The sequence below is a fragment of the Massilia sp. Dwa41.01b genome, assembly GCF_014171775.1.
In the GTDB taxonomy this organism is placed as follows: domain Bacteria; phylum Pseudomonadota; class Gammaproteobacteria; order Burkholderiales; family Burkholderiaceae_D; genus Telluria.
The window spans coordinates 4,234,730-4,253,478 of sequence record NZ_CP050454.1 but is presented as its reverse complement, the minus strand read 5'-3'; the positions used below and the strand labels follow the sequence as shown (position 1 = coordinate 4,253,478).

Below are 18,749 nucleotides of genomic sequence, written 5' to 3'. Positions count from 1 at the left end.
AGAAGAATTTGTAATAAGGCCTCCATGAACTTCCTGCAGCCGCGTGCCCCGGGCCGGGTCCTCCCCGGCTTCGGGCTATCGCTCGGGTTCACGATTTTTTACCTGGCGCTGATCGTCCTGATCCCGCTGTCGGCCGTGTTCCTGAAAACCTTCACCATGAGTTGGGAAGCGTTCTGGAGCGCCGTCACGTCCGAGCGCGTCATCGCCTCGTACAAGCTCAGCTTCGGCGCCTCGCTGATCGCCGCCAGCCTGAACGTCGTCTTCGGCGGCATCGTCGCCTGGGTACTGGTGCGCTACCGCTTTCCTGGCAAGCGCTTCGTCGACGCGCTGGTCGACCTGCCGTTCGCGCTGCCCACCGCGGTGGCCGGCATCACCCTGACCGCCCTGTATTCGAACAATGGCTGGATCGGCAAATACCTCGAGCAGTTTGGCATCAAGGTCGCCTTCACCCCGCTCGGCGTGGTGGTCGCGCTGACCTTCATCGGCCTGCCCTTCGTCGTGCGTACCGTGCAGCCGGTGCTGGAAGAGGCCGAGCGCGAACTCGAGGAAGCGGCCGCCAGCCTGGGCGCGAGCCCGCTGCAAACCTTCATCCGCGTGATCCTGCCTTCGATCCTGCCGGCCCTGCTGACCGGCTTCGCGCTGGCCTTTGCCCGCGCCACCGGCGAATACGGTTCCGTGATTTTCATCGCCGGCAACCTGCCGATGGTGTCCGAGATCACGCCGCTCTTCATCATCACCAAGCTGGAGCAGTACGACTATGCCGGCGCCACTGCAATTGCCGTGGTGATGCTGGTCGTCTCGTTCATCCTGCTCCTCACCATCAATCTGCTGCAGGCATGGACCCGCAAACGGGCGGGCAAGAAATGAGCGCCGTACTGAACAAACCCCTGGACAAGCCAAACGCGGTCACGCAGGCTGCGCCGCGTCCCGTGAAAAACAATGTGTTCGAGCCGAACTGGGTGCGCTATGCGCTCATCGCCATCGCGCTCGTGTTCCTGACCCTGTTCCTGTTCGTGCCCCTGGTCGCCGTGTTCACCGAAGCCCTCAAGCGCGGCTGGGGCACCTATGTCGAATCCATCCTCGACCCGGATGCCCTGTCCGCGATCAAGCTGACCTTGATCGCGGCCGGCATCGCCGTGCCCCTGAACCTGGTGTTCGGGGTGGCCGCGGCCTGGGCCATCGCCAAGTTCGACTTCCGGGGAAAAAGCGTGCTGCTGACCCTGATCGACCTGCCGTTCTCGGTCTCGCCCGTGATTGCCGGCCTGATCTACGTGCTGCTGTTCGGCGCCCAGGGCTGGTTCGGCCAGTGGCTGATGGACCACGACATCAAGATCCTGTTCGCCGTGCCCGGCATCGTGCTGGCGACCGTCTTCATCACCTTCCCGTTCGTCGCGCGCGAACTGATTCCCCTGATGCAACAGCAGGGCACCGAGGAAGAAGAGGCGGCGCTGGTGCTGGGCGCCTCCGGCTGGCAGACCTTCTGGCGCGTGACGCTGCCGAACATCAAGTGGGGCCTGCTCTACGGCGTGATCCTGTGTAACGCCCGCGCCATGGGCGAGTTCGGCGCGGTGTCGGTGGTCTCGGGCCACATCCGCGGCGAAACCAACACCATGCCGCTGCAGGTGGAAATCCTCTACAACGAATACAACTTCACGGCCGCGTTCGCGATCGCATCCTTGCTGGCGCTGCTCGCGCTGGTGACGCTGGCCATCAAGTCCTTTATCGAATGGCGTCTGCACCTGTCGATGCGTGCCGACGCCGGTACCACGGAGCGCCTGCAATGACGATCGAAGTCCAACACATCCGCAAGCAGTTCGGCCAGTTCACGGCCCTCGACAACGTCTCGCTGCAATTCCCCGACGGCCAGCTGACAGCCTTGCTCGGCCCCTCGGGCTGCGGCAAGACGACCCTGCTGCGCATCATCGCCGGCCTGGAGCATCCGGACTCGGGCGCCGTGCTGCTCGACGGCGAAAACGCCTCGACCCGCCACGTGCGCGAGCGCCAGGTCGGCTTCGTATTCCAGCATTACGCGCTGTTCAAGCACATGACCGTGTTCGAGAACGTCGCCTTCGGCCTGCGCGTGCGCCCGCGCCGCGAGCGCCCGAGCGAAGCCCAGATCCGCGACAAAGTGAAACAGCTGCTGGAGCTGGTGCAGCTCGACTGGATCGCCGACCGCTACCCGCCGCAACTGTCCGGCGGCCAGCGCCAGCGTATCGCCCTGGCCCGCGCCCTGGCCGTGGAGCCGCGCGTGCTGCTGCTGGACGAACCTTTCGGCGCCCTGGATGCCAAGGTGCGCAAGGAACTGCGCCGCTGGCTGCGCCGCCTGCACGACGACCTGCACGTGACGTCCATCTTTGTCACCCACGACCAGGAAGAGGCGCTCGAAGTGGCCGACCAGGTCGTCCTGATGAACAAGGGCCGGGTCGAGCAGCTCGGCACGCCGGAAACCGTCTACAACTCGCCGGCCTCGCCGTTCGTCTACGGCTTCCTCGGCAACGTCAACCTGTTCCATGGCCGCGTGCACGAAGGCGTGCTGGCCAGCGGCGACGCGCTCTTCGACGCACCGGCCCTGAATGGCGTGAACAATGCCGAGGGTATCGGCTACGTGCGGCCGCACGACCTCGACGTCGAACGCTACGTGGCCGGCGGCGAGGGCATCGCCGTCAAGCTGCGCCGCGCGCATGCGATCGGCCCGCTGGCCCAGCTCGACCTGGAGCGGCTCGACACGCAGCAGCTGATCGAGGCGGTCATTCCGAACGAGCGCTTCGGCCGCCTGGGGCTGAAGGAGGGCGAGACCCTGCTGGTGCGTCCGCGCCGCATCGAGGTGTTCGTCGACGCGGGAGGCGGCATATGAACTTCCAGCAGCTGCGCTCCGTGCGCGAAGCGGCGCGCCGCAACTTCAATCTGACCGATGTGGCCAACGCACTGTTCACCTCGCAGCCGGGCGTGTCGCGCCAGATCCGCGAGCTCGAGGACGAACTGGGCGTGGTCATTTTCGAGCGCAACGGCAAGCGCCTGACCGGTTTGACCGGGCCGGGCAAGGGCATCCTCAAAATCGTCGAGCGGCTACTGGTGGAAGCGGAAAACCTGTCGCAGGCCAGCCAGGAATACGCGGCCCAGGACAGCGGCACGCTGACGGTGGCTGTCACCCACACCCAGGCGCGCTACGCGCTGCCGCAGGTGGTGCAATCCTTCCGCGCGGCCTTTCCGAACGTGCGCATCGCCCTGCAGCAAAGCGCGCCCGAACACATCGCCGAATGGGTGCTGTCGGGCCGCGCCGACATCGGCATCGCCACCGAGGGCCTGTCGACCTTCCCGGATCTGGTGTCCTTCCCGTGCTACCGCTGGAGCCACGTGGTGGTGGCGCCCGACGGCCATCCGCTGCTGATGAAGAACCGGCCCCTGACCCTGGACGACCTGGCGGCGCATCCCCTGATCACCTACGACGTCGGCTACACCGGCCGCAGCCATATCGACGAGGCTTTTGCGAAGGCGGGCCTGGCGCCGGACATGGTCTTGACCGCCATGGATTCCGACGTGATCAAGCAGTACGTGTCGCTGGGGATGGGCGTCGGCATCGTCGCGTCGATGGCCTTCGACCATGGACGCGACAAGGGGTTACGCGCGGTCGAGGCCTCGCACCTGTTCGCGCCGAACGTGACGCGCCTGGCGGTGCGACGTGGCGCGTATCTGCGGGCCTATGCCTACCACTTCATCGAACGATTCGCGCCGGGGTTTACGCGCTCGGATATCGAGCGGACCTTGCAGGCCGAAGAGGCGACGGCGTAATCATTGCCAGGCGTAGTAGGGTGGGCGCCCTGTGCCCACGCGGAAGCTTGAGCCGTGTTGGCGTGTGCCCCTTCGTGACAATGTACTGGCACACATCGGATTGAGGGCGATGTGACTCCTCATTCCGCGTGGGCACGGGGCGCCCACCCTACTGCCCCGGATTCGTGATGCGCGCGTGAATCGCATCGATCGCCGCGACCACCTCGCCCGGCAAACTGATCGATGCCGCGTCGATGTTTTCCTTTAATTGCTCAAGCGTCGTCGCCCCGATGATGGTCGAGCCCACGAACCAGCGCGAATAACACCAGGCCAGCGCCATCTGCGCCGGCGTCAAGCCATGGGCACGTGCCAGCGCCGCATACTCGGCGGTTGCCGCCAGCACCGTGGCCCGTACGTAGCGCGGGCTCCAGTTGGCGGGGAAGATGGTCAGGCGGCCATGCGCTGTCGGGTTGTCCAGGTATTTCGCTGTCAGCTGGCCAAAGGCGAGCGGGCTGTAGGCCAGCAGGCTGACCTCTTCGCGGAAACAGGTCTCGTCCAGCAGCGTCGTCTCGAATGCGCGCGCTGTCAGGTTGTACAGGTTCTGGATGGTGGCGATGCGCGGCAGGCCCTTTGTTTCGGCCAGCTTCACGTACTCGCACACGCCCCAGTTGCTCTCGTTCGAGACCCCAATCGCGCGGATCTTGCCTGCCTGGACCAGGTCGCCCAGCGCGCCCAGCGTCTCCTCGATCGGCACGCTTGAACGTTCGCGTTTTGGATTGAAACTGTTGGCGCCGAAGATAGGCAGGTTGCGGCTCGGCCAATGAATCTGGTACAGGTCGATGTAGTCGGTCTGCAGGCGCTGCAGGCTGGTCTCCACCGCCGCGCGCACATTGGCCGCGTCCAGGTCGTGCGACGCGCCGCGGATCCATCCCATGCTGGCGTTCGGGCCGGCGATTTTCGAGGCGATGACGAGCTCGTCGCGCCGGCCGCGGCGCTTCAACCAGCTGCCGATGTAGCGCTCGGTCGATCCCTGCGTGCGTGCGCTGGCCATCACCGGGTACATCTCGGCGGTATCGATGAAGTTGATGCCGCGCTCGACGGCGTAGTCGAGCTGGCTGTGCGCGTCAACCTCCGTGTTCTGCTCGCCGAAGGTCATCGTGCCGAGGCAGATGGGGGAGACTTCCAGGTTCGACCTGCCGAGCCGCTTGCACTCCATGCTCGTCTCCTTCAGGCGCGCAGCGCGTCGGCGCACTCGCGCACGAGCGCCGGGCCGCGATAGATCAGGCCGCTATACAGCTGCACCAGCTGCGCACCGGCCGCCATCTTTTCCTTCGCGTTCGCGCCCGACAGGATGCCGCCGACGCCGATGATCGGGATCGCTTCGCCCAGTTCCTTCTTCATGGCGCGCACGACGATGTTCGACAGGTCGAATACCGGTGCGCCGGACAGGCCGCCGGCCTGCCTGCCGTGGCGCAGGTGGGCGACGTGGTTGCGGCTGAGGGTGGTATTGGTGGCGATGACGCCGTCGATCTTGTGGCGCAGCAGGGCGCCGGCGATATCCTGGATCTGCTCGATGTCGATGTCGGGGGCGATCTTCAGGGTGAGCGGCACGTAGCGGCCAGTCTCGTCGGCCAGGCGGGTTTGTTCAGCCTTCAGTTGCGACAGCAGGGCATCGAGTTCGGATGCGCCCTGCAGCTGGCGCAGGTTCTTCGTGTTCGGCGATGAGATGTTCACCGTGACATAGCTCGCGTACGGGTAGACCTTGCGCAGGCAGTGCAGATAGTCGTCGGCTGCGCGCTCGATCGGCGTGTCGGCGTTCTTGCCGATGTTCAGGCCGAGCACGCCCTGCTTTTCCTGGTAGAAGCGCGAGGCCTGGACGTTGGCGACAAAGGCGTCGACGCCGCCGTTGTTGAAGCCCATGCGGTTGATGATGCCTTGCGCGGCGGGCACGCGGAACATGCGCGGCTTCGGGTTGCCGGCCTGGGCACGCGGGGTGACGGTACCGATCTCGATCGAGCCGAAGCCGAGCGCGACCAGGCCGTCGATGTAGGCGCCGTCCTTGTCGAGGCCGGCAGCCAGGCCGACCGGGTTCGGGAACACGATGCCCATCACGGTGCGCGGGTCGGGTGCCGGTTGGGCGAACAGCTTGCCGGTCAGGCCGCGTTCGGCAGCGCGGCGCAGGGCAGGGAGTGTCAGGTTGTGCGCGGTTTCGGCGGGCAGCGTGAACAGCAGCGGGCGGGCGAGGGAGTACAGGAGCTTGTCGGACATGGAGCACTCGAAAATGGGATCGCGGCAATTGTACCGTGCGCCCACCCCAAGGTCAGGGCTTCAGCGGTCGAGAATATCCCACACCCCATTGATCCGCGCTTCCAGCGGCCGGAAATTGATCTTGTAGGCCATCTTCGGGCTCTGCTCGATCCAGTAGCCGAGGTAGACATACGGCAGCCCCAGTTCGCGCGCCTGCTCGACCTGCCACATGACGTTGTAGGTGCCGAAGGAAGCACCGGCGACGTCCGGATCGAAGAAGGTGTAGACCGAGGACAGCCCGTCGGAGAGCACGTCGATGATCGACACCATGCGCAGCGTGCCGTCGGGCTCGCGGAATTCGACCAGGCGCGTGTTGACCCGGCTTTGCAGCAGGAATTGCGCGTACTGGTCGCGGCTGTCCTGGTCCATGCCGCCGCCGACGTGGCGCGTGGTCTGGTAGCGCAGGTAGAGCGCGTAGTGTTCGTCCGAGAACGACAGGTTCGCGACCATCGCCGTCAGGTCGCCGTGGCGCTTCCAGGCGCGGCGCTGGGTGCGGCTGGGCGCGAACTCGCTGCAGCGCACGCGCACCGGGATGCAGGCCTGGCAGCCGTCGCAGTAGGGGCGATAGGTAAAAATGCCGCTGCGGCGGAAGCCGTTCTTGACGAGCTCGGAGTACACGTCCGCGTTGATCAGGTGCGAAGGCGTTGCCACCTGCGAGCGTGCCTGCCGCGCGTCGAGGTAGCTGCACGGATACGGAGCGGTCGTATAGAACTGCAGCGTCGAGAAGGGCAGGTCATTAAGGTGCGTCATGCAGGTCTCTCGGGCGACGTGATGAACCTATTCTAGCGAAAGCGGAGGGCGCGCACGGTTATGTACCCAACTAAGCATCCAACGGAGGCTGCACTTCCCAGCGCCCGATCGCCGGTTCGCGTATGGCTGCACGCAAGTGCTGCAGGAACACGCTGCGCGGAATCGGCGCGGCGCCGAGCGAGGCGAGGTGGCCGGTCTCCTGCTGGCAGTCGACCATGCGCACGCCGTTGCGGCGCAGGAAGGCGACCAGGTAGGCCAGCGCGACCTTCGAAGCGTCGGACACGCGCGCAAACATCGACTCGCCGTAGAACATGCGGCCGATGCACACGCCATAGGCCCCGCCGACCAGCTCGCCATCGAGCCAGACTTCGGACGAGTGCGCGTAGCCCATCGCATGCAGGCCGGTATAGCCGACAATGATGTCGTCGGAAATCCAGGTGCCGGGACCGTCCTTGCGCGGCGCGGCGCAGGCACGCATGACGGCCTCGAAATCGCTGTCGAAGCGGACTTGCCAGCGGCCACCCTCGGTGCGGCTGCGCTCGACGCGGCGCAGGGTTTTCTTCAGGCTGTCGCTGACCTTGAACTCGCCCGTATAGAGCACCATGCGCGGATCGGTGCTCCACCAGAGGATGGGCTGGCCTTCGGAGAACCAGGGGAAGATGCCGTTCTGGTAGGCCAGCAGCAGCCGCTGGGGAGAAAGGTCGGCGCCGGCTGCGAGCAGGCCCGGCGCGTCCATGGTGAGGGCCTCGGACACGTCGGGGAAGGGCGTATGCGCGTCGAGCCAGGGAATCATGGCAGCCTCGCCCCTTCAGTCGGGTTCACGTGGAGCAATCATCGGGCGGACGATGTCATGGCTGTGCACGCCATAATCCGCGTCGCGGCCACCCTCCCGGATTTTGACGCGGTCGGCAAAGAACAGTTCCAGCGTCGTGCGGATGGTGGGGAAGGCCAGGTCATCCCAGGGGATCTCGGCTTCCGTGAACAACTGCACTTCCAGGCTTTCGATGCCGGGTGCGAAATCCAGGTCGAGCAGGCGCGCCAGGTAGAACATGTGTACCTGGTGCACGTGCGCGACGTTCAGCACGCTGAACAGCTTGCCGATTGCGATGTTGGCGCCGGCTTCCTCCTCGGTTTCGCGGACTGCCGCCTCCGACGTGGTTTCGCCGTTTTCCATGAAGCCGGCAGGCAGCGTCCAGTAGCCATGGCGCGGTTCGATGGCGCGCCGGCACAGCAGCACCTGCAGCTCGCCATCCTTCTCCCACACGGGGATGGAACCGAGCACCATTTTCGGGTTCTGGTAGTGGATCGTGCCGCACTGCGTGCACACATGGCGCGGCCGGTTGTCGCCTTCGGGGATGGCCAGCGCGACCGGATGGCCGCACTCGGAACAGAATTTCATAGGGGATGACAGGAATGAATGTATGACTACTTTACACCCGATTGGCCCGGCTGTGCCGCAGCCGCGCAGCCGCGGGCGGGATGCTTGCCGTCGCAGCATTGTGCTGCAATCGCACATCGGGGGAGCATTGATTTGCTTAAACGGCCGAAGGCGCGTATAATTCATTTCATCAGACGCGGGGTGGAGCAGTCTGGCAGCTCGTCGGGCTCATAACCCGAAGGTCACAGGTTCAAATCCTGTCCCCGCAACCAGAATTTCCGAAAGCCGTTGAATCCTTGCCGATTCAGCGGCTTTTTTGTTTTCGCCATCCCTTGCGCGCCTGGCCGTGTGCGGCGTTCCCTGGCGGACTCGACCAATATCAAGGGAAGACGCTGTTTGCCGCACTCATCCCTTCCTCTCCGGTCGAACAGGAACACGGCGCGGCTGTCGTCCCCCTCATGGGCTGGACCGGCGTTTCCGCGCCCTTCGATGAACATCGATCCTTGGGTTAGACCATGATTACTGTTGACGACATCAACGAAGCCTGGGGTTGGGTAGGGCTCAGCGCCGTCGAAGTATTGGGTGCCAATGCCTTCGGTAACCTGATCATCCGCGACGCCGACGGCAGCTACTGGCGGCTGCGTCCGCAAGACCTCTGCTGCGAGCCCGTCGCGCAGGACCGCGCCGCGCTCGATGCACTGTCCTATAACCAGGATTTCCTGAACGAGTGGTACATGCCCGAGCTGGTCGACCTCGCCGAGTCCACGCTCGGCCCGCTCACCGACGACCGCCGCTACTGCCTCAAGATTCCCAGCCCGCTTGGCGGGCATTACGGCAGCGAAAACCTTGCCACGGTTCCCCTGTCCGAGCTGATACGGTTTGCCGGGGAGGGGGCGCAGCAGCTCGAGGGAGTGCCGCGCTGGCGTTGACGCGACTGTTTTGTGACGATGCCAGCTTGGGCTTTCTTCGCCTTGCCCGGTTCGTTCAGCCAGGCGGTGCGCTGAGGCTGGCCCACAGGTAGGCTGCCGCCATCGTCCGATGCGGACGATAGGCGGCCAGCCAGGCCTGGGTGCGTGCCTGGTCCGGCTTGCCGGCCTCGCCCAGCAGGCGCCCCAGCGCTCCGCGCACGGCCACGTCGCCTTCGAGCGAGCAGTCGGCATAGCCATAGCCGCGCAGCAGCGTGTAGTTGACGGTCCAGGGGCCGATGCCCTTGATGGCGAGCAGGGCCGCGCCCGCGTGTTCCGCATCGTCGTTCAGGTCGAGGCGCAGTTCGCCGGCGTCGACCATGCGCGCCACGCGCAGCAGCGTCTCGGCCTTTGCACGCGAAAATTTGCGGGTAGTCAGCGTCTCGAGGTCGAGACGCGCCACATCGGCCGCCTCCGGATAGCAGACCAGGCCGCTGCTGTGCGGGCGTCCGGCCTGCGCGATGAAGCTGCGGCGCAGGCTGATCGCGAAGGGCAGGTTGATCTGCTGGCCGATGATCGCCCAGGTCAGGGCCTCGAAGACGCTGGCCGACTGCACGATGCGCAGGCTAGGGGAGCGCGCGACCAGTGGGCCGAACACGGGGTCGTCGCGCGTCGCCTCTGCAAACGGTGCCGGGTCGATGCGCAGCGCCAGGATGCTGTCCGGGGCCGCGTGCGCCCGCGCCCGCGTGTGCGTGTCCAATGGCGCGTCGGCGTCGATGCGGCACAGTGCCCGGGTCGGCTCCAGCGTGAGGTCGAAGAGCAGCGGCACGCCGCCCAGCAGCACCGCCTTGCGCAGGCGGCTGCCTTCGACCCGTTCGGCCAGGCCTTCGGCGTCGCGCGCGTGGAAGGCCAGCACGTCGGCGCTGCGGTAGCCCGGCGGCAAGGCCAGGGTCAGCCCCTCGGTCATCGTGTCATTTGCCGGCGGCGCTCGCCGGCGCGCCACCGAAGCGCGGAACAAAACCCGTCACCAGCGCAGTGCCGACCAGCACGATGGCCGAGCCGGCCAGCGTATGCCAGCCCACCGTCTCGTGCAGGAAGAGCGCGCCCCAGAGGATGCCGAACAACGGGTTCAGGAAAGTTACCGTCAGTGCCGAGGTCGGCCCTACCTCGGCGATCAGGCGGAAGTAGATCAGGTAGGCGATGCCGCTGCACAGCACGCCCAGGACCAGCACCGCCGCCCAGACGCCGGGCGTGGGACTGGCGGGCGCGGGAAAGAAGGGCAGGGCGGGCAACACGAACAGGGTTGCCGCCCACATGGTGCCGTGGGCATTGGCGAAGGGTTCGACGCTTTTCGCCGATTTCGCATACAGGCTGGCGATGCTGTAGCACAGCGCCGCGGCCAGCGCCGCCACCGGGGCGATGGCCGCGCCGGGGCGGCTGGACACATCGTCGAAGCCGACCAGCAGCGCCACCCCCGCCGTGCCCAGCAGCAGGCCAAGGCCGGTGCGCAGCGTGATCGGCTGGCGCGCCCACAGCGCCCCGATCAGCGCGCCCCACATCGGCGCCGTCGCGTTCAGTACCGACAGCACGGATGCCGTCAAGGTGCGTGCGCCATAGGCAAACAGCAGGAAGGGCAGGGCCGAGTTGAAGAAGCCCGGGATCAGGTAATGCTTCCAGTTGGCGCGCAGGTCGAGGCGGCGCCGCAGCACCAGGCCGACGGCTGCCGGGAACAGCGCCGCGAACAGCACGCGGTATTCGATCAGCACCGCCGGGCCGAGCACGGGGGCGCCGATGCGCATGAAGAGGAAGGAGCCGCCCCAGATGGCGGCCAGCAGCAAGAGACGCAGGAAATTGGCTGTATTCATGGGTAGAGAGGAGGGCGAAGGCGCATGGTGGCAGAGGGCGCGCGATCGCGCTTCCCGTTTTTGCTATTGCTATTGCTATTGCACCTGAGGTCACCGCGCGCAGACCTCGCTGCCCGCCGCTTGCGGCGCCGCCGCGTGCGGCACCAGCATGGCGGGCGGCACGCCATTGCGCACGGCGGTCATCTCGGCCAGGATCGCGATGCCGATTTCAGCCGGTGTCTTGCTGCCGATGTACAGGCCGATCGGCCCGTGCAGGCGGTCGAGCTCGGCGTCGGAGAGGTCGAAGAGTTTCAGGCGCTCGCGCCGCCGCGCGTTGTTCAGGCGCGAGCCGATCGCCCCGACATAGAAGGCATTCGACTTCAGCGCTTCCATCAGCGCCAGGTCGTCCAGTTTCGGGTCGTGGGTGAGGGCGACGACGGCGCTGCGCGCATCGAGCTTCGCCTCCAGCACCAGGTCGTCGGGCATCGTGTGGCTCAGTTCGACGCCAGGCAGGTCCCAGCCGGCGGTGTAGTCCTCGCGCGGATCGCAGACGACGACGCGGTAGTCCATGGCCTGCGCCACCGGGCCAGGAAGCGCGACAGCGGACCGGCGCCGATGATGAACAGGCGCCAGCGCGGGCCGTGCACGGTGACCAGGCTATCGCCGTCGACGCGCAGCACGGCGCCGGGCGGCGCGGGAGCCAGGGTGACGGCGCCGCTATCGAGGTCGAGGCGGCGTTCCAGCAACTCGCCGGCTTCCAGGCGCTGCAGGAGCGCGCGCAGTCCGCTGGCCGGGCTGAGCGGCTCGAGCGCCAGCTCGATGGTGCCGCCGCAGGGCAGGCCGAAGCGGTGGGCGTCGTCGGCGCTGATGCCGTAGCTGAGGATGCGCGGGCGCGCATCCAGTGCGATGCCTCCCTCTCGCACGTTCTCGATCAGATCGTCCTCGATACAGCCGCCGGACACCGAGCCGACCACGCGGCCGTCGTCGCGCAGCGCCAGCATGGCCCCGATCGGCCGCGGGCTCGAGCCCCAGGTCTTGACGACGGTGACGAGTTCGCAGCGGTGCCCAGCGTCGATCCAGCTTGCTGCGGTCTTGAGTACGTCGAGGTCGAGGCTGTCCATGAGGCGGGCGGCGGGGCGCTGCTGGGTGAGGGGTGACAATGATACAAAAAAAGCGGGGCGGGCGTTGGGCGTAGGGTGGGCACGGCATTGAAGCCGGGGGCTTCAATGCCGTGCCCACCCTGCACCCGGGCGCCACGTTACGGCGTCAACGGCTTCTTGCCCGCCTTCTTCGTCTTCACGTCCTCCACCGCCAGCTCGATCGCCGTCAGGCGTGCCGCGGTGGCCGGGTGGTTGGCGGTAAAGCCGTTGGCGACGCTGGCCGGGTAAGCTGCGGCGAAGCGCTTCCAGAACGCCGGCGCGCCTTCGTAGTTGTAGTCGGCGCGTGCCAGCAGGAAGACGGCGAGGCGGTCGGCGGCGGCGTCGATATTCGCCGGGGCCGCCTTGATGCCCGCGCTGCCGTTGAGCATCGCCATATCCGGGCTCATGCGCGTCAGGTTGTCGATCACGCTGTCGAGCGTGGCCTTGTTGCGCAGCGCGGCCGGGTGGCCGAGGATGTTGTGCGCCATCGTGCGTGCCAGCACATAGGCCAGTTCGTCGTCGCTTTTGGTGAAGCCGAGCATGCCGCGCGTGACCATGATGCGGCTGCCGTCGGCATAGGCGTTCACGTTGTCGCCATTGCCCAGTTCGATGCCGAAACCGCAGGCGCGCGTAACGGGAATGGTCAGGTCGCGCGGGCGGCCGTCGCGCTCGATGGTAAGCGGCAGGGACGGCTGCGAGGCGACCAGGGAGCCGAAGATGGCGCCGACCGTGTTCGGCGCGCTCGCGCCCGTCGGCAATGGCTTGCCGCCGGCGGCGACGAGGTCGTCGCCCAGGCGCAGGCCGGCCTTGGCTGCGCCGCTGCCGGCCAGCACGCCGGTCACCTGCAGCCGTTCATCCATGCCGAAGGCCACGTGCGCGGCCTCGTTGTACATGCCGGGGTAGTAGTGGCGGTTCTTTGCCGTAAAGCCGAGCAGGTTGCGCGCGTGCTTCGGGCAGAGTTCGGCGTTGTCGATCAGCAGGGGCGCCGCCACGCGGTACAGGCGGTCCTGCATGGCCGCCATCTTGGTGAGCGTGTCGGCGGCGGCCGCCATTTGCGGCGACAGTTGCGTGCTCGGCGGCGTTTGCGGTCCGGCACTCGGCAGGCCGCCCTGGGAAACCGTGGGCTGGGTGCCGCAGGCGGTCAGCAGCAGGGCAATCGAAATGGCCAGCGCAACCGGGCGCAGGCGATGAATGCGGATCATGATCCTCCTCTTCTAGCGCGCCGCACCTGCCTGATCCGGCATGGCATCGTCGCGCCGTACCGGACGCCGTACCGGGCGCCGTACCGGACGCCGTACCAGGGTACTGTTTTCGACGATGCGCCAGGACCGACAAGCCGATACGGGGCGCTCTGGTTTGTTATTGTTTTCCGGTACTGCCGAATCCTCCGGCACCCCGTTCGCTCGATGCAAACTCTTCGACGACATTGAAGCCAACCTGCAGTACCGGCACGATCACGAGCTGCGCCAGCCGGTCGAGCGGCTGCAGCGTGAAGGCGGCGTGGCCGCGGTTCCAGGTCGATACCATGAGCTGGCCCTGGTAGTCGGAGTCGATCAAGCCTACCAGATTGCCCAGAACGATGCCGTTCTTATGGCCGAGTCCAGAACGCGGCAGGATCATGGCGGCATAACCCGGATCGGCCACGTGGATGGCCAGCCCGGTGGGTACCAGCACGGTCTGGCCCGGTTCGAGCACGAGCGGGGCGTCGATGCAGGCGCGCAGGTCGAGGCCGGCGCTGCCGGGGGTAGCGTAGGCCGGCAGCAGGTCTTTCATGCGCGGGTCGAGGATTTTGACGTCGATGGTGTTCATGCGTAATACGTTGTCTGTTTCAGGTAAGGAGGGAGCGCTGCTCGAGGCGCTTGCCGATTTCGGAGACCAGCTGGCGCGCCAGCGTCTGCTTGTCGGCGCGCGGCAGCACGGTGTGGCCGTTCTCGTCGAACAGGACGATGGAATTGTCGTCCTGGCCGAAAGTGTGGTGGCCGATGTTGCCCACCAGCAGAGGAATGCCCTTGCGCTCGCGCTTGGCCGCACCGTAGGCGACCAGGTTTTCCGATTCGGCGGCAAATCCGACGCAGTAGGGCCAGCCCGACAGCGAGGTGGTGGCGGCGACGGCCGCGAGGATGTCCGGGTTCTGCGCGAACTCGAGCTGGGGCGCGCCGCCACCTTCCTGCTTTTTCAGTTTCTGTTCGCTGGCATTGGCCACGCGCCAGTCGGCCACGGCGGCCACGCCGATGAAGACGTGCTGGCCTTCGACCTGGGCCATGACGGCGTCGTGCATCTGCGCGGCCGAGAGCACGTCGATGCGGCGCACGCCGTAGGGGTGGCCAGTGCGGTAGGGCCGGAGACCAGCGTGACCTCGGCGCCGGCTTCGCGCGCGGCGCGGGCGACCGCATAGCCCATCTTGCCCGAGGACAGATTGGTGATGCCGCGCACGGGATCGATCGCCTCGAAGGTCGGCCCGGCCGTGACCAGCACGCGCTTGCCCGCCAGGATCTTGTGCTGGAAGGCGGCGACGACTTCTTCCAGCAGCTGCTCGGGCTCGAGCATGCGCCCGAGACCCGTTTCGCCGCAGGCCTGTTCGCCCGCTGCCGGGCCGAACAGCGTGACGCCGTCTTCCCGCAAGGTGGCGACATTGCGCTGGGTCGCCGGGTTCTGCCACATCTCGACATTCATTGCCGGCGCAACCAGCAACGGCACGCCGTGCGGGCGCGCCAGGCACAGGGTCGACAGTAAATCGTCGCAGGCGCCGTGCGCGAGTTTACGGATGAAGTCGGCCGAGCAGGGGGCGACCAGCACGGCATCGGCGCCGCGGGTGAGGTCGATGTGCGCCATGTTGTTCGGCATGCGCGGGTCCCACTGGTCGGTCCAGACCGTGTTGCCCGACAGCGCCTGCATGGTGACGGTGCCGATGAAATGGGTGGCCGCCTCGGTCATGACGACCTGCACGTGCGCGCCCTGCTTGATCAGCGCGCGGCACAGTTCGGCCGCCTTGTAGCAGGCCACGCCCCCGGACAGGCCGAGGACGATTTTCTTTCCCTGCAGGTCCATGTGCATCTTCCTTTATGGGTGTTTGCTCGGTGCTTGCTCAGTGTTTATTGACGCGCCGCAGTTCGTCGAGGATGAACAGGAAGGCCCCGACCGAAATGCCGATGTCGGCGACGTTAAAGGCGGGGAAGTGGCCCCAGCCACGCCAGTAGAAATCGAGGAAGTCGATCACGTGGCCATAGGCGACGCGGTCGATGACGTTGCCGGCGGCGCCGCCCAGGATCAGGGCCAGGGCCCAGCAGAACATGCGCTGGCCGGCGTGGCGCTTGAGCAGGTACAGGATGAAGCCGATCGCGCCGAGGGCGATCGCGGTGAAGAACCAGCGCTGCCAGCCGCCCTGGTTGCCGAGGAAGGAAAAGGCCGCGCCCGGGTTGTACACCAGTACCAGGTTGAAGAAGCCCGTGACGGGCAGGGTTTCGCCGTAGTGAAAAAGTTTCGAGACGGTGATCTTGGTCAGCTGGTCGAACAGGACGACGAGGAAGGCGATGCCCAGCCAGGGGCCCATGCCGGCGCCGGAGCTGTGAACTTTGGAAACGAGCGGTTTTTTCTTGGTTGCCATAAGATGTCAGGATCGGATGTGAAAAACCGCCATGCCGGGCTGCGGCATGGCGGCTGTGTTTGCCGTTCGGCTTTGCCAGCCGAGATATTACGCGAAGCGGCGTGCTTCGCCGCTGCCGAACAGGTTGCTGACGCACCGTCCGCACAGGCCGGCATGGGCGTGGTCGTGGCCGACGTCGCGGCGGTAGTGCCAGCAGCGCTCGCATTTCGGCGCTTCCGATGGGGTGACCTGCACCGTTTCGTCGCTTTCGTTGGCCGCCTGCTCCACGGTCGCCTGCGAGGTGATGAAGACGAATTTCAGGTCATCCTCCAGGCTGGCCAGCAGCGCGTGCTTCTCGCCGGCGGCCTTGATCGTCAGTTCGGCCTGCAGCGAAGAACCGATCGCACCCGAGGCACGCACTTCTTCCAGCTGCTTGGTCACATCTGCCCGCACTTCGCGCAGCGCCGCATACTTGGCCAGCAGCGCTTCGGCATCCGGCAGTTCCGGGAAGCTCCACAGCGTCTGGGTGAAGATGGTCTCGTCGCTCTCCGCATAGGATTGCTGGCCCGCGAACACGGCCCAGGCTTCCTCGGCGGTGAACGACAGGATCGGTGCCATCACGCGCAGCAGGGAATGGGCGATATGCCACAGCGCCGTTTGCGCCGAACGGCGCGCGGGCGAATCCACGCCGGTCGTGTACAGGCGGTCCTTCAGGATGTCGAGGTAGAAGCCGCCCAGGTCTTCCGAGCAGTAGTTCTGCAGGCGCGAGACCACCGGATGGAATTCGTAGCGCTCGAAGTGGGCTCCGACGTCCTTCTGCAGCTGCGCCATCGCCGCGATCGCGTAGCGGTCGATCTCGAACAGCTCGGCGACTGGGACGGCGTGCTTGGCCGGGTCGAAGTCCGAAGTGTTCGCCAGCAGGAAGCGCAGGGTGTTGCGGATGCGGCGGTAGGATTCCGTCACGCGCTTGAGGATCTCTTCGCCGATCGACAGTTCGCCCGTGTAGTCGGTCGAGGCCACCCACAGGCGCAGGATGTCGGCGCCGAGCGTGTCCGAGATCTTCTGCGGCGCCATCGTGTTGCCCAGCGACTTGGACATCTTCTTGCCGTTCTCGTCGACGGTAAAACCGTGAGTCAGCAGCGCCTTGTAGGGCGGGGTGCCGTTCAGCATCGACGAGGTCAGCAGGGACGAGTGGAACCAGCCGCGGTGCTGGTCCGAGCCTTCCAGGTAGAGGTCGGCCGGGAAGGTCGACTGCTCCTTGTGCGAGCCGCGCAGCACGGTCTGGTGGGTCGCGCCCGAGTCGAACCAGACGTCGAGCGTGTCCTTGTTCTTCTCGTAGACTTCAGCGTCGTCGCCCAGCAGTTCGCGCGGGTCGAGCGCCTGCCAGGCGTCGATGCCGTTCTGTTCGATCAACTTGGCGACTTGCTCCAGCAGTTCCGGGGTGCGCGGATGCAGCTCGCCCGTTTCCTTGTGGATGAAGAAGGCCATCGGCACGCCCCACTGGCGCTGGCGCGACAGGGTCCAGTCCGGACGGTTCTCGATCATGCCGTGCAGGCGCGCCTGGCCCCAGTCCGGGAAGAACTGGGTCTTGTCGATGCCGGCCAGCGCGGTTTCGCGCAGGGTCGGGCCGCCGTCTTTCGGCGTGATGTCCATGCCGGCGAACCATTGCGAAGTGGCCCGGTAGACGATCGGGGTCTTGTGGCGCCAGCAGTGCATGTAGCTGTGGTCGAACATTTTCAGTTCAAACAGGGCACCCGCCTCGGTCAGCGCGGCGCAGATCGGCTTGCTGGCTTCCCAGATGGTCAGGCCGCCGAACAGGGGCAGGGTGGAAGCGAAGCGGCCGTCGCCCATCACCGGTTTCAGGATGTCGTCGTCCTTCATGCCGTGCGCTTTGCACGAGATAAAGTCTTCCAGGCCGTAGGCCGGCGCCGAGTGGACCACGCCAGTACCGCTGTCGGTGGTGACGTAGTCGGCCAGGTAGACCGGCGAAGTACGGTCGTAGAAGGGATCGGCCGCGTGCAGTGGATGCTTGAAGCGCATGCCTTCGAGCTGGCTACCCATGGTGGTGGCGATGACCTTGCCCTCGAGTTTGTAGCGCTGCAGGCAGGACTCGACCAGGTCCTGGGCCAGGATCAGCAGCAGCGGCGCACCGTCGCGTTCCGCCTGGACGAGGGCATAGGTCACTTCCGCATTCACGTTCAGTGCCTGGTTCGACGGGATGGTCCACGGGGTCGTGGTCCAGATCACGATGAAACCGTTCATGGTCGGCAGCGACGGCAGGCCAAAAGCCGCGGCCAGTTTCTCTTCTTCGGCGAACTTGAAGCCGGCGTCGATGGCCGGGTCGCGCTTGTCCTGGTATTCCACTTCCGCTTCAGCCAGTGCCGAGCCGCAATCGAAGCACCAGTTCACGGGCTTGAGGCCGCGGTAGACATAACCCTTGTCCAGCAGCTTGCCGAGCGCGCGCAGTTCGTCGGCCTCGTTACCATAGGCCATGGTCATGTAGGGGTTTTCCCATTCGCCGAGCACGCCCAGGCGGATGAAGCCGGCGCGCTGGCGGTCGATCTGCTCGAGCGCATAGGCGCGGGCTTTCTGCAGCACCTCGGCGGTCGGCAGGTTTTTGCCGTACAGCTTTTCGATCTGGATCTCGATCGGCATGCCGTGGCAATCCCAGCCGGGCACATAGGGCGCATCGAAGCCGGCCATGGTGCGGGACTTGACGACCATGTCTTTCAGGATCTTGTTGACGGCGTGGCCAAGGTGGATGTCGCCGTTCGCATACGGTGGGCCATCGTGCAGGATGAACTTCGGCCGGCCGGCGGCCGCCTTGCGGATGCGGTGGTAGATCTGCTTGTCCTGCCATTGCTTCACCCAGCCCGGTTCGCGCTTGGCGAGGTCGCCGCGCATCGGGAAGGGGGTGTCGGTCATGTTGACCGGGTATTTGCTCAGTGGCTTATTCTCAGGTTTCTTGGCTGCCTTCTGGGCAGGCGCGTTCTGGACGGGTTTGCTGTTTTCGGACATATGTTTCTTCGGTAAGGAAATTCGGGAGTGGCTACCGGTTTCCGGCAGCGCGACGCG

General features: G+C 66.1%; 17 protein-coding genes, 1 tRNA gene and 2 pseudogenes. 6 read left to right on the top strand and 14 right to left on the bottom strand.

Annotated features, from left to right (window positions below; all coding sequences use genetic code 11):
• The first annotated feature begins 24 nt into the window (after nucleotides 1-24).
• The 4 genes from cysT to G4G28_RS19565 are packed head-to-tail and all read left to right on the top strand — an operon-like array spanning nucleotide 25 to nucleotide 3,789.
• Nucleotides 25-867, top strand: coding sequence for a sulfate ABC transporter permease subunit CysT (gene cysT, locus G4G28_RS19580; RefSeq protein ID WP_182989565.1), 843 nt, complete (start codon nucleotides 25-27; stop codon nucleotides 865-867).
• Entirely contained in the window at nucleotides 864-1,784 is a 921-nt protein-coding gene (gene cysW / locus G4G28_RS19575; protein ID WP_182989564.1) for a sulfate ABC transporter permease subunit CysW, read from the top strand. Before cysT ends, cysW begins: the two co-directional genes overlap by 4 nt.
• Complete coding sequence (locus G4G28_RS19570) at nucleotides 1,781-2,854, top strand: sulfate/molybdate ABC transporter ATP-binding protein (RefSeq protein ID WP_183107738.1); 1,074 nt, start codon at nucleotides 1,781-1,783, stop codon at nucleotides 2,852-2,854. The genes cysW and G4G28_RS19570 overlap by 4 nt, the downstream gene beginning before the upstream one ends.
• Nucleotides 2,851-3,789 carry a CysB family HTH-type transcriptional regulator gene (locus G4G28_RS19565; protein ID WP_182989563.1) on the top strand — a complete coding sequence of 313 codons (939 nt, stop codon included), beginning with the start codon at nucleotides 2,851-2,853 and terminating at the stop codon, nucleotides 3,787-3,789. The genes G4G28_RS19570 and G4G28_RS19565 overlap by 4 nt, the downstream gene beginning before the upstream one ends.
• Nucleotides 3,790-3,937: 148 nt before the next feature.
• On the opposite strand, the gene G4G28_RS19560 is transcribed toward G4G28_RS19565, so the two are convergent.
• From G4G28_RS19560 to G4G28_RS19540, 5 genes are all read right to left on the bottom strand, one after another.
• A complete protein-coding gene (locus tag G4G28_RS19560; protein ID WP_182989562.1) occupies nucleotides 3,938-4,984 on the bottom strand; it encodes an aldo/keto reductase in 1,047 nt (348 codons plus the stop codon).
• Between the two features lie 11 nt (nucleotides 4,985-4,995).
• The gene (locus G4G28_RS19555; RefSeq protein ID WP_183107737.1) at nucleotides 4,996-6,036 is read right to left on the bottom strand and encodes a quinone-dependent dihydroorotate dehydrogenase; all 1,041 of its coding nucleotides are present in this window, start codon (nucleotides 6,034-6,036) and stop codon (nucleotides 4,996-4,998) included.
• A 60-nt stretch (nucleotides 6,037-6,096) separates the two neighbouring features.
• Nucleotides 6,097-6,825 (bottom strand): arginyltransferase, encoded by a 729-nt coding sequence (locus tag G4G28_RS19550; RefSeq protein WP_182989560.1) that lies wholly within the window; start codon nucleotides 6,823-6,825, stop codon nucleotides 6,097-6,099.
• 70 nt (nucleotides 6,826-6,895) lie between these two features.
• Nucleotides 6,896-7,618 carry a leucyl/phenylalanyl-tRNA--protein transferase gene (gene aat, locus G4G28_RS19545; protein WP_182989559.1) on the bottom strand — a complete coding sequence of 241 codons (723 nt, stop codon included), beginning with the start codon at nucleotides 7,616-7,618 and terminating at the stop codon, nucleotides 6,896-6,898.
• Nucleotides 7,619-7,633: 15 nt separating this feature from the next.
• Complete coding sequence (locus tag G4G28_RS19540) at nucleotides 7,634-8,224, bottom strand: NUDIX hydrolase (protein ID WP_182989558.1); 591 nt, start codon at nucleotides 8,222-8,224, stop codon at nucleotides 7,634-7,636.
• 174 nt (nucleotides 8,225-8,398) lie between these two features.
• Here G4G28_RS19540 and G4G28_RS19535 point away from each other — a divergent pair.
• Nucleotides 8,399-8,475: transfer RNA gene (locus tag G4G28_RS19535), tRNA-Met, on the top strand.
• On the opposite strand, the gene G4G28_RS19530 is transcribed toward G4G28_RS19535, so the two are convergent.
• Nucleotides 8,446-8,700: a hypothetical protein gene (locus tag G4G28_RS19530; RefSeq protein WP_182989557.1), complete on the bottom strand. Its 255-nt coding sequence runs from the start codon at nucleotides 8,698-8,700 to the stop codon at nucleotides 8,446-8,448. The two genes, G4G28_RS19535 and G4G28_RS19530, sit on opposite strands and share 30 nt — an antisense overlap.
• A gap of 18 nt (nucleotides 8,701-8,718) precedes the next feature.
• Between G4G28_RS19530 and G4G28_RS19525 the strand changes: the two genes are divergently transcribed.
• Nucleotides 8,719-9,132, top strand: a complete 414-nt coding sequence (locus G4G28_RS19525; protein ID WP_182989556.1) for a T6SS immunity protein Tdi1 domain-containing protein — start codon at nucleotides 8,719-8,721, stop codon at nucleotides 9,130-9,132.
• Between the two features lie 55 nt (nucleotides 9,133-9,187).
• Here the strand turns inward: G4G28_RS19525 and G4G28_RS19520 are convergent, their stop codons facing one another.
• The 8 genes and pseudogenes from G4G28_RS19520 to ileS all read right to left on the bottom strand — a co-directional run bounded on the left by G4G28_RS19520 (nucleotide 9,188) and on the right by ileS (nucleotide 18,692).
• Entirely contained in the window at nucleotides 9,188-10,075 is an 888-nt protein-coding gene (locus G4G28_RS19520; protein ID WP_183107736.1) for a DNA-3-methyladenine glycosylase 2, read from the bottom strand.
• A gap of 4 nt (nucleotides 10,076-10,079) precedes the next feature.
• The gene (locus tag G4G28_RS19515; protein ID WP_183107735.1) at nucleotides 10,080-10,973 is read right to left on the bottom strand and encodes a DMT family transporter; all 894 of its coding nucleotides are present in this window, start codon (nucleotides 10,971-10,973) and stop codon (nucleotides 10,080-10,082) included.
• A 90-nt stretch (nucleotides 10,974-11,063) separates the two neighbouring features.
• A pseudogene (locus G4G28_RS19510) lies at nucleotides 11,064-12,073 on the bottom strand (XdhC family protein).
• A gap of 137 nt (nucleotides 12,074-12,210) precedes the next feature.
• Entirely contained in the window at nucleotides 12,211-13,293 is a 1,083-nt protein-coding gene (locus tag G4G28_RS19505) for a M48 family metallopeptidase (protein ID WP_183107734.1), read from the bottom strand.
• Between the two features lie 157 nt (nucleotides 13,294-13,450).
• Nucleotides 13,451-13,900 (bottom strand): dUTP diphosphatase, encoded by a 450-nt coding sequence (gene dut, locus G4G28_RS19500; protein ID WP_182989553.1) that lies wholly within the window; start codon nucleotides 13,898-13,900, stop codon nucleotides 13,451-13,453.
• Between the two features lie 19 nt (nucleotides 13,901-13,919).
• Nucleotides 13,920-15,139 (bottom strand): annotated as a pseudogene (gene coaBC / locus G4G28_RS19495) (bifunctional phosphopantothenoylcysteine decarboxylase/phosphopantothenate--cysteine ligase CoaBC).
• 37 nt (nucleotides 15,140-15,176) lie between these two features.
• Entirely contained in the window at nucleotides 15,177-15,695 is a 519-nt protein-coding gene (lspA, locus tag G4G28_RS19490; RefSeq protein WP_182989552.1) for a signal peptidase II, read from the bottom strand.
• A gap of 87 nt (nucleotides 15,696-15,782) precedes the next feature.
• Nucleotides 15,783-18,692, bottom strand: a complete 2,910-nt coding sequence (ileS, locus tag G4G28_RS19485) for an isoleucine--tRNA ligase (RefSeq protein ID WP_182989551.1) — start codon at nucleotides 18,690-18,692, stop codon at nucleotides 15,783-15,785.
• Nucleotides 18,693-18,749 lie beyond the last annotated feature (57 nt).

What these genes read in the sequence shown, in the direction of transcription:
- G4G28_RS19520 (WP_183107736.1), bottom strand. Translation starts at nt 10,075, where the DNA reads ATGACCGAGGGGCTGACCCTGGCCTTGCCGCCGGGCTACCGCAGCGCC.
- G4G28_RS19570 (WP_183107738.1), top strand. Translation starts at nt 1,781, where the DNA reads ATGACGATCGAAGTCCAACACATCCGCAAGCAGTTCGGCCAGTTCACG.
- ileS (WP_182989551.1), bottom strand. Translation starts at nt 18,692, where the DNA reads ATGTCCGAAAACAGCAAACCCGTCCAGAACGCGCCTGCCCAGAAGGCA.
- G4G28_RS19505 (WP_183107734.1), bottom strand. Translation starts at nt 13,293, where the DNA reads ATGATCCGCATTCATCGCCTGCGCCCGGTTGCGCTGGCCATTTCGATT.
- G4G28_RS19555 (WP_183107737.1), bottom strand. Translation starts at nt 6,036, where the DNA reads ATGTCCGACAAGCTCCTGTACTCCCTCGCCCGCCCGCTGCTGTTCACG.
- G4G28_RS19540 (WP_182989558.1), bottom strand. Translation starts at nt 8,224, where the DNA reads ATGAAATTCTGTTCCGAGTGCGGCCATCCGGTCGCGCTGGCCATCCCC.
- cysT (WP_182989565.1), top strand. Translation starts at nt 25, where the DNA reads ATGAACTTCCTGCAGCCGCGTGCCCCGGGCCGGGTCCTCCCCGGCTTC.
- G4G28_RS19530 (WP_182989557.1), bottom strand. Translation starts at nt 8,700, where the DNA reads ATGTTCATCGAAGGGCGCGGAAACGCCGGTCCAGCCCATGAGGGGGAC.
- G4G28_RS19525 (WP_182989556.1), top strand. Translation starts at nt 8,719, where the DNA reads ATGATTACTGTTGACGACATCAACGAAGCCTGGGGTTGGGTAGGGCTC.
- G4G28_RS19515 (WP_183107735.1), bottom strand. Translation starts at nt 10,973, where the DNA reads ATGAATACAGCCAATTTCCTGCGTCTCTTGCTGCTGGCCGCCATCTGG.
- G4G28_RS19550 (WP_182989560.1), bottom strand. Translation starts at nt 6,825, where the DNA reads ATGACGCACCTTAATGACCTGCCCTTCTCGACGCTGCAGTTCTATACG.
- dut (WP_182989553.1), bottom strand. Translation starts at nt 13,900, where the DNA reads ATGAACACCATCGACGTCAAAATCCTCGACCCGCGCATGAAAGACCTG.
- G4G28_RS19565 (WP_182989563.1), top strand. Translation starts at nt 2,851, where the DNA reads ATGAACTTCCAGCAGCTGCGCTCCGTGCGCGAAGCGGCGCGCCGCAAC.
- cysW (WP_182989564.1), top strand. Translation starts at nt 864, where the DNA reads ATGAGCGCCGTACTGAACAAACCCCTGGACAAGCCAAACGCGGTCACG.
- G4G28_RS19560 (WP_182989562.1), bottom strand. Translation starts at nt 4,984, where the DNA reads ATGGAGTGCAAGCGGCTCGGCAGGTCGAACCTGGAAGTCTCCCCCATC.
- lspA (WP_182989552.1), bottom strand. Translation starts at nt 15,695, where the DNA reads ATGGCAACCAAGAAAAAACCGCTCGTTTCCAAAGTTCACAGCTCCGGC.
- aat (WP_182989559.1), bottom strand. Translation starts at nt 7,618, where the DNA reads ATGATTCCCTGGCTCGACGCGCATACGCCCTTCCCCGACGTGTCCGAG.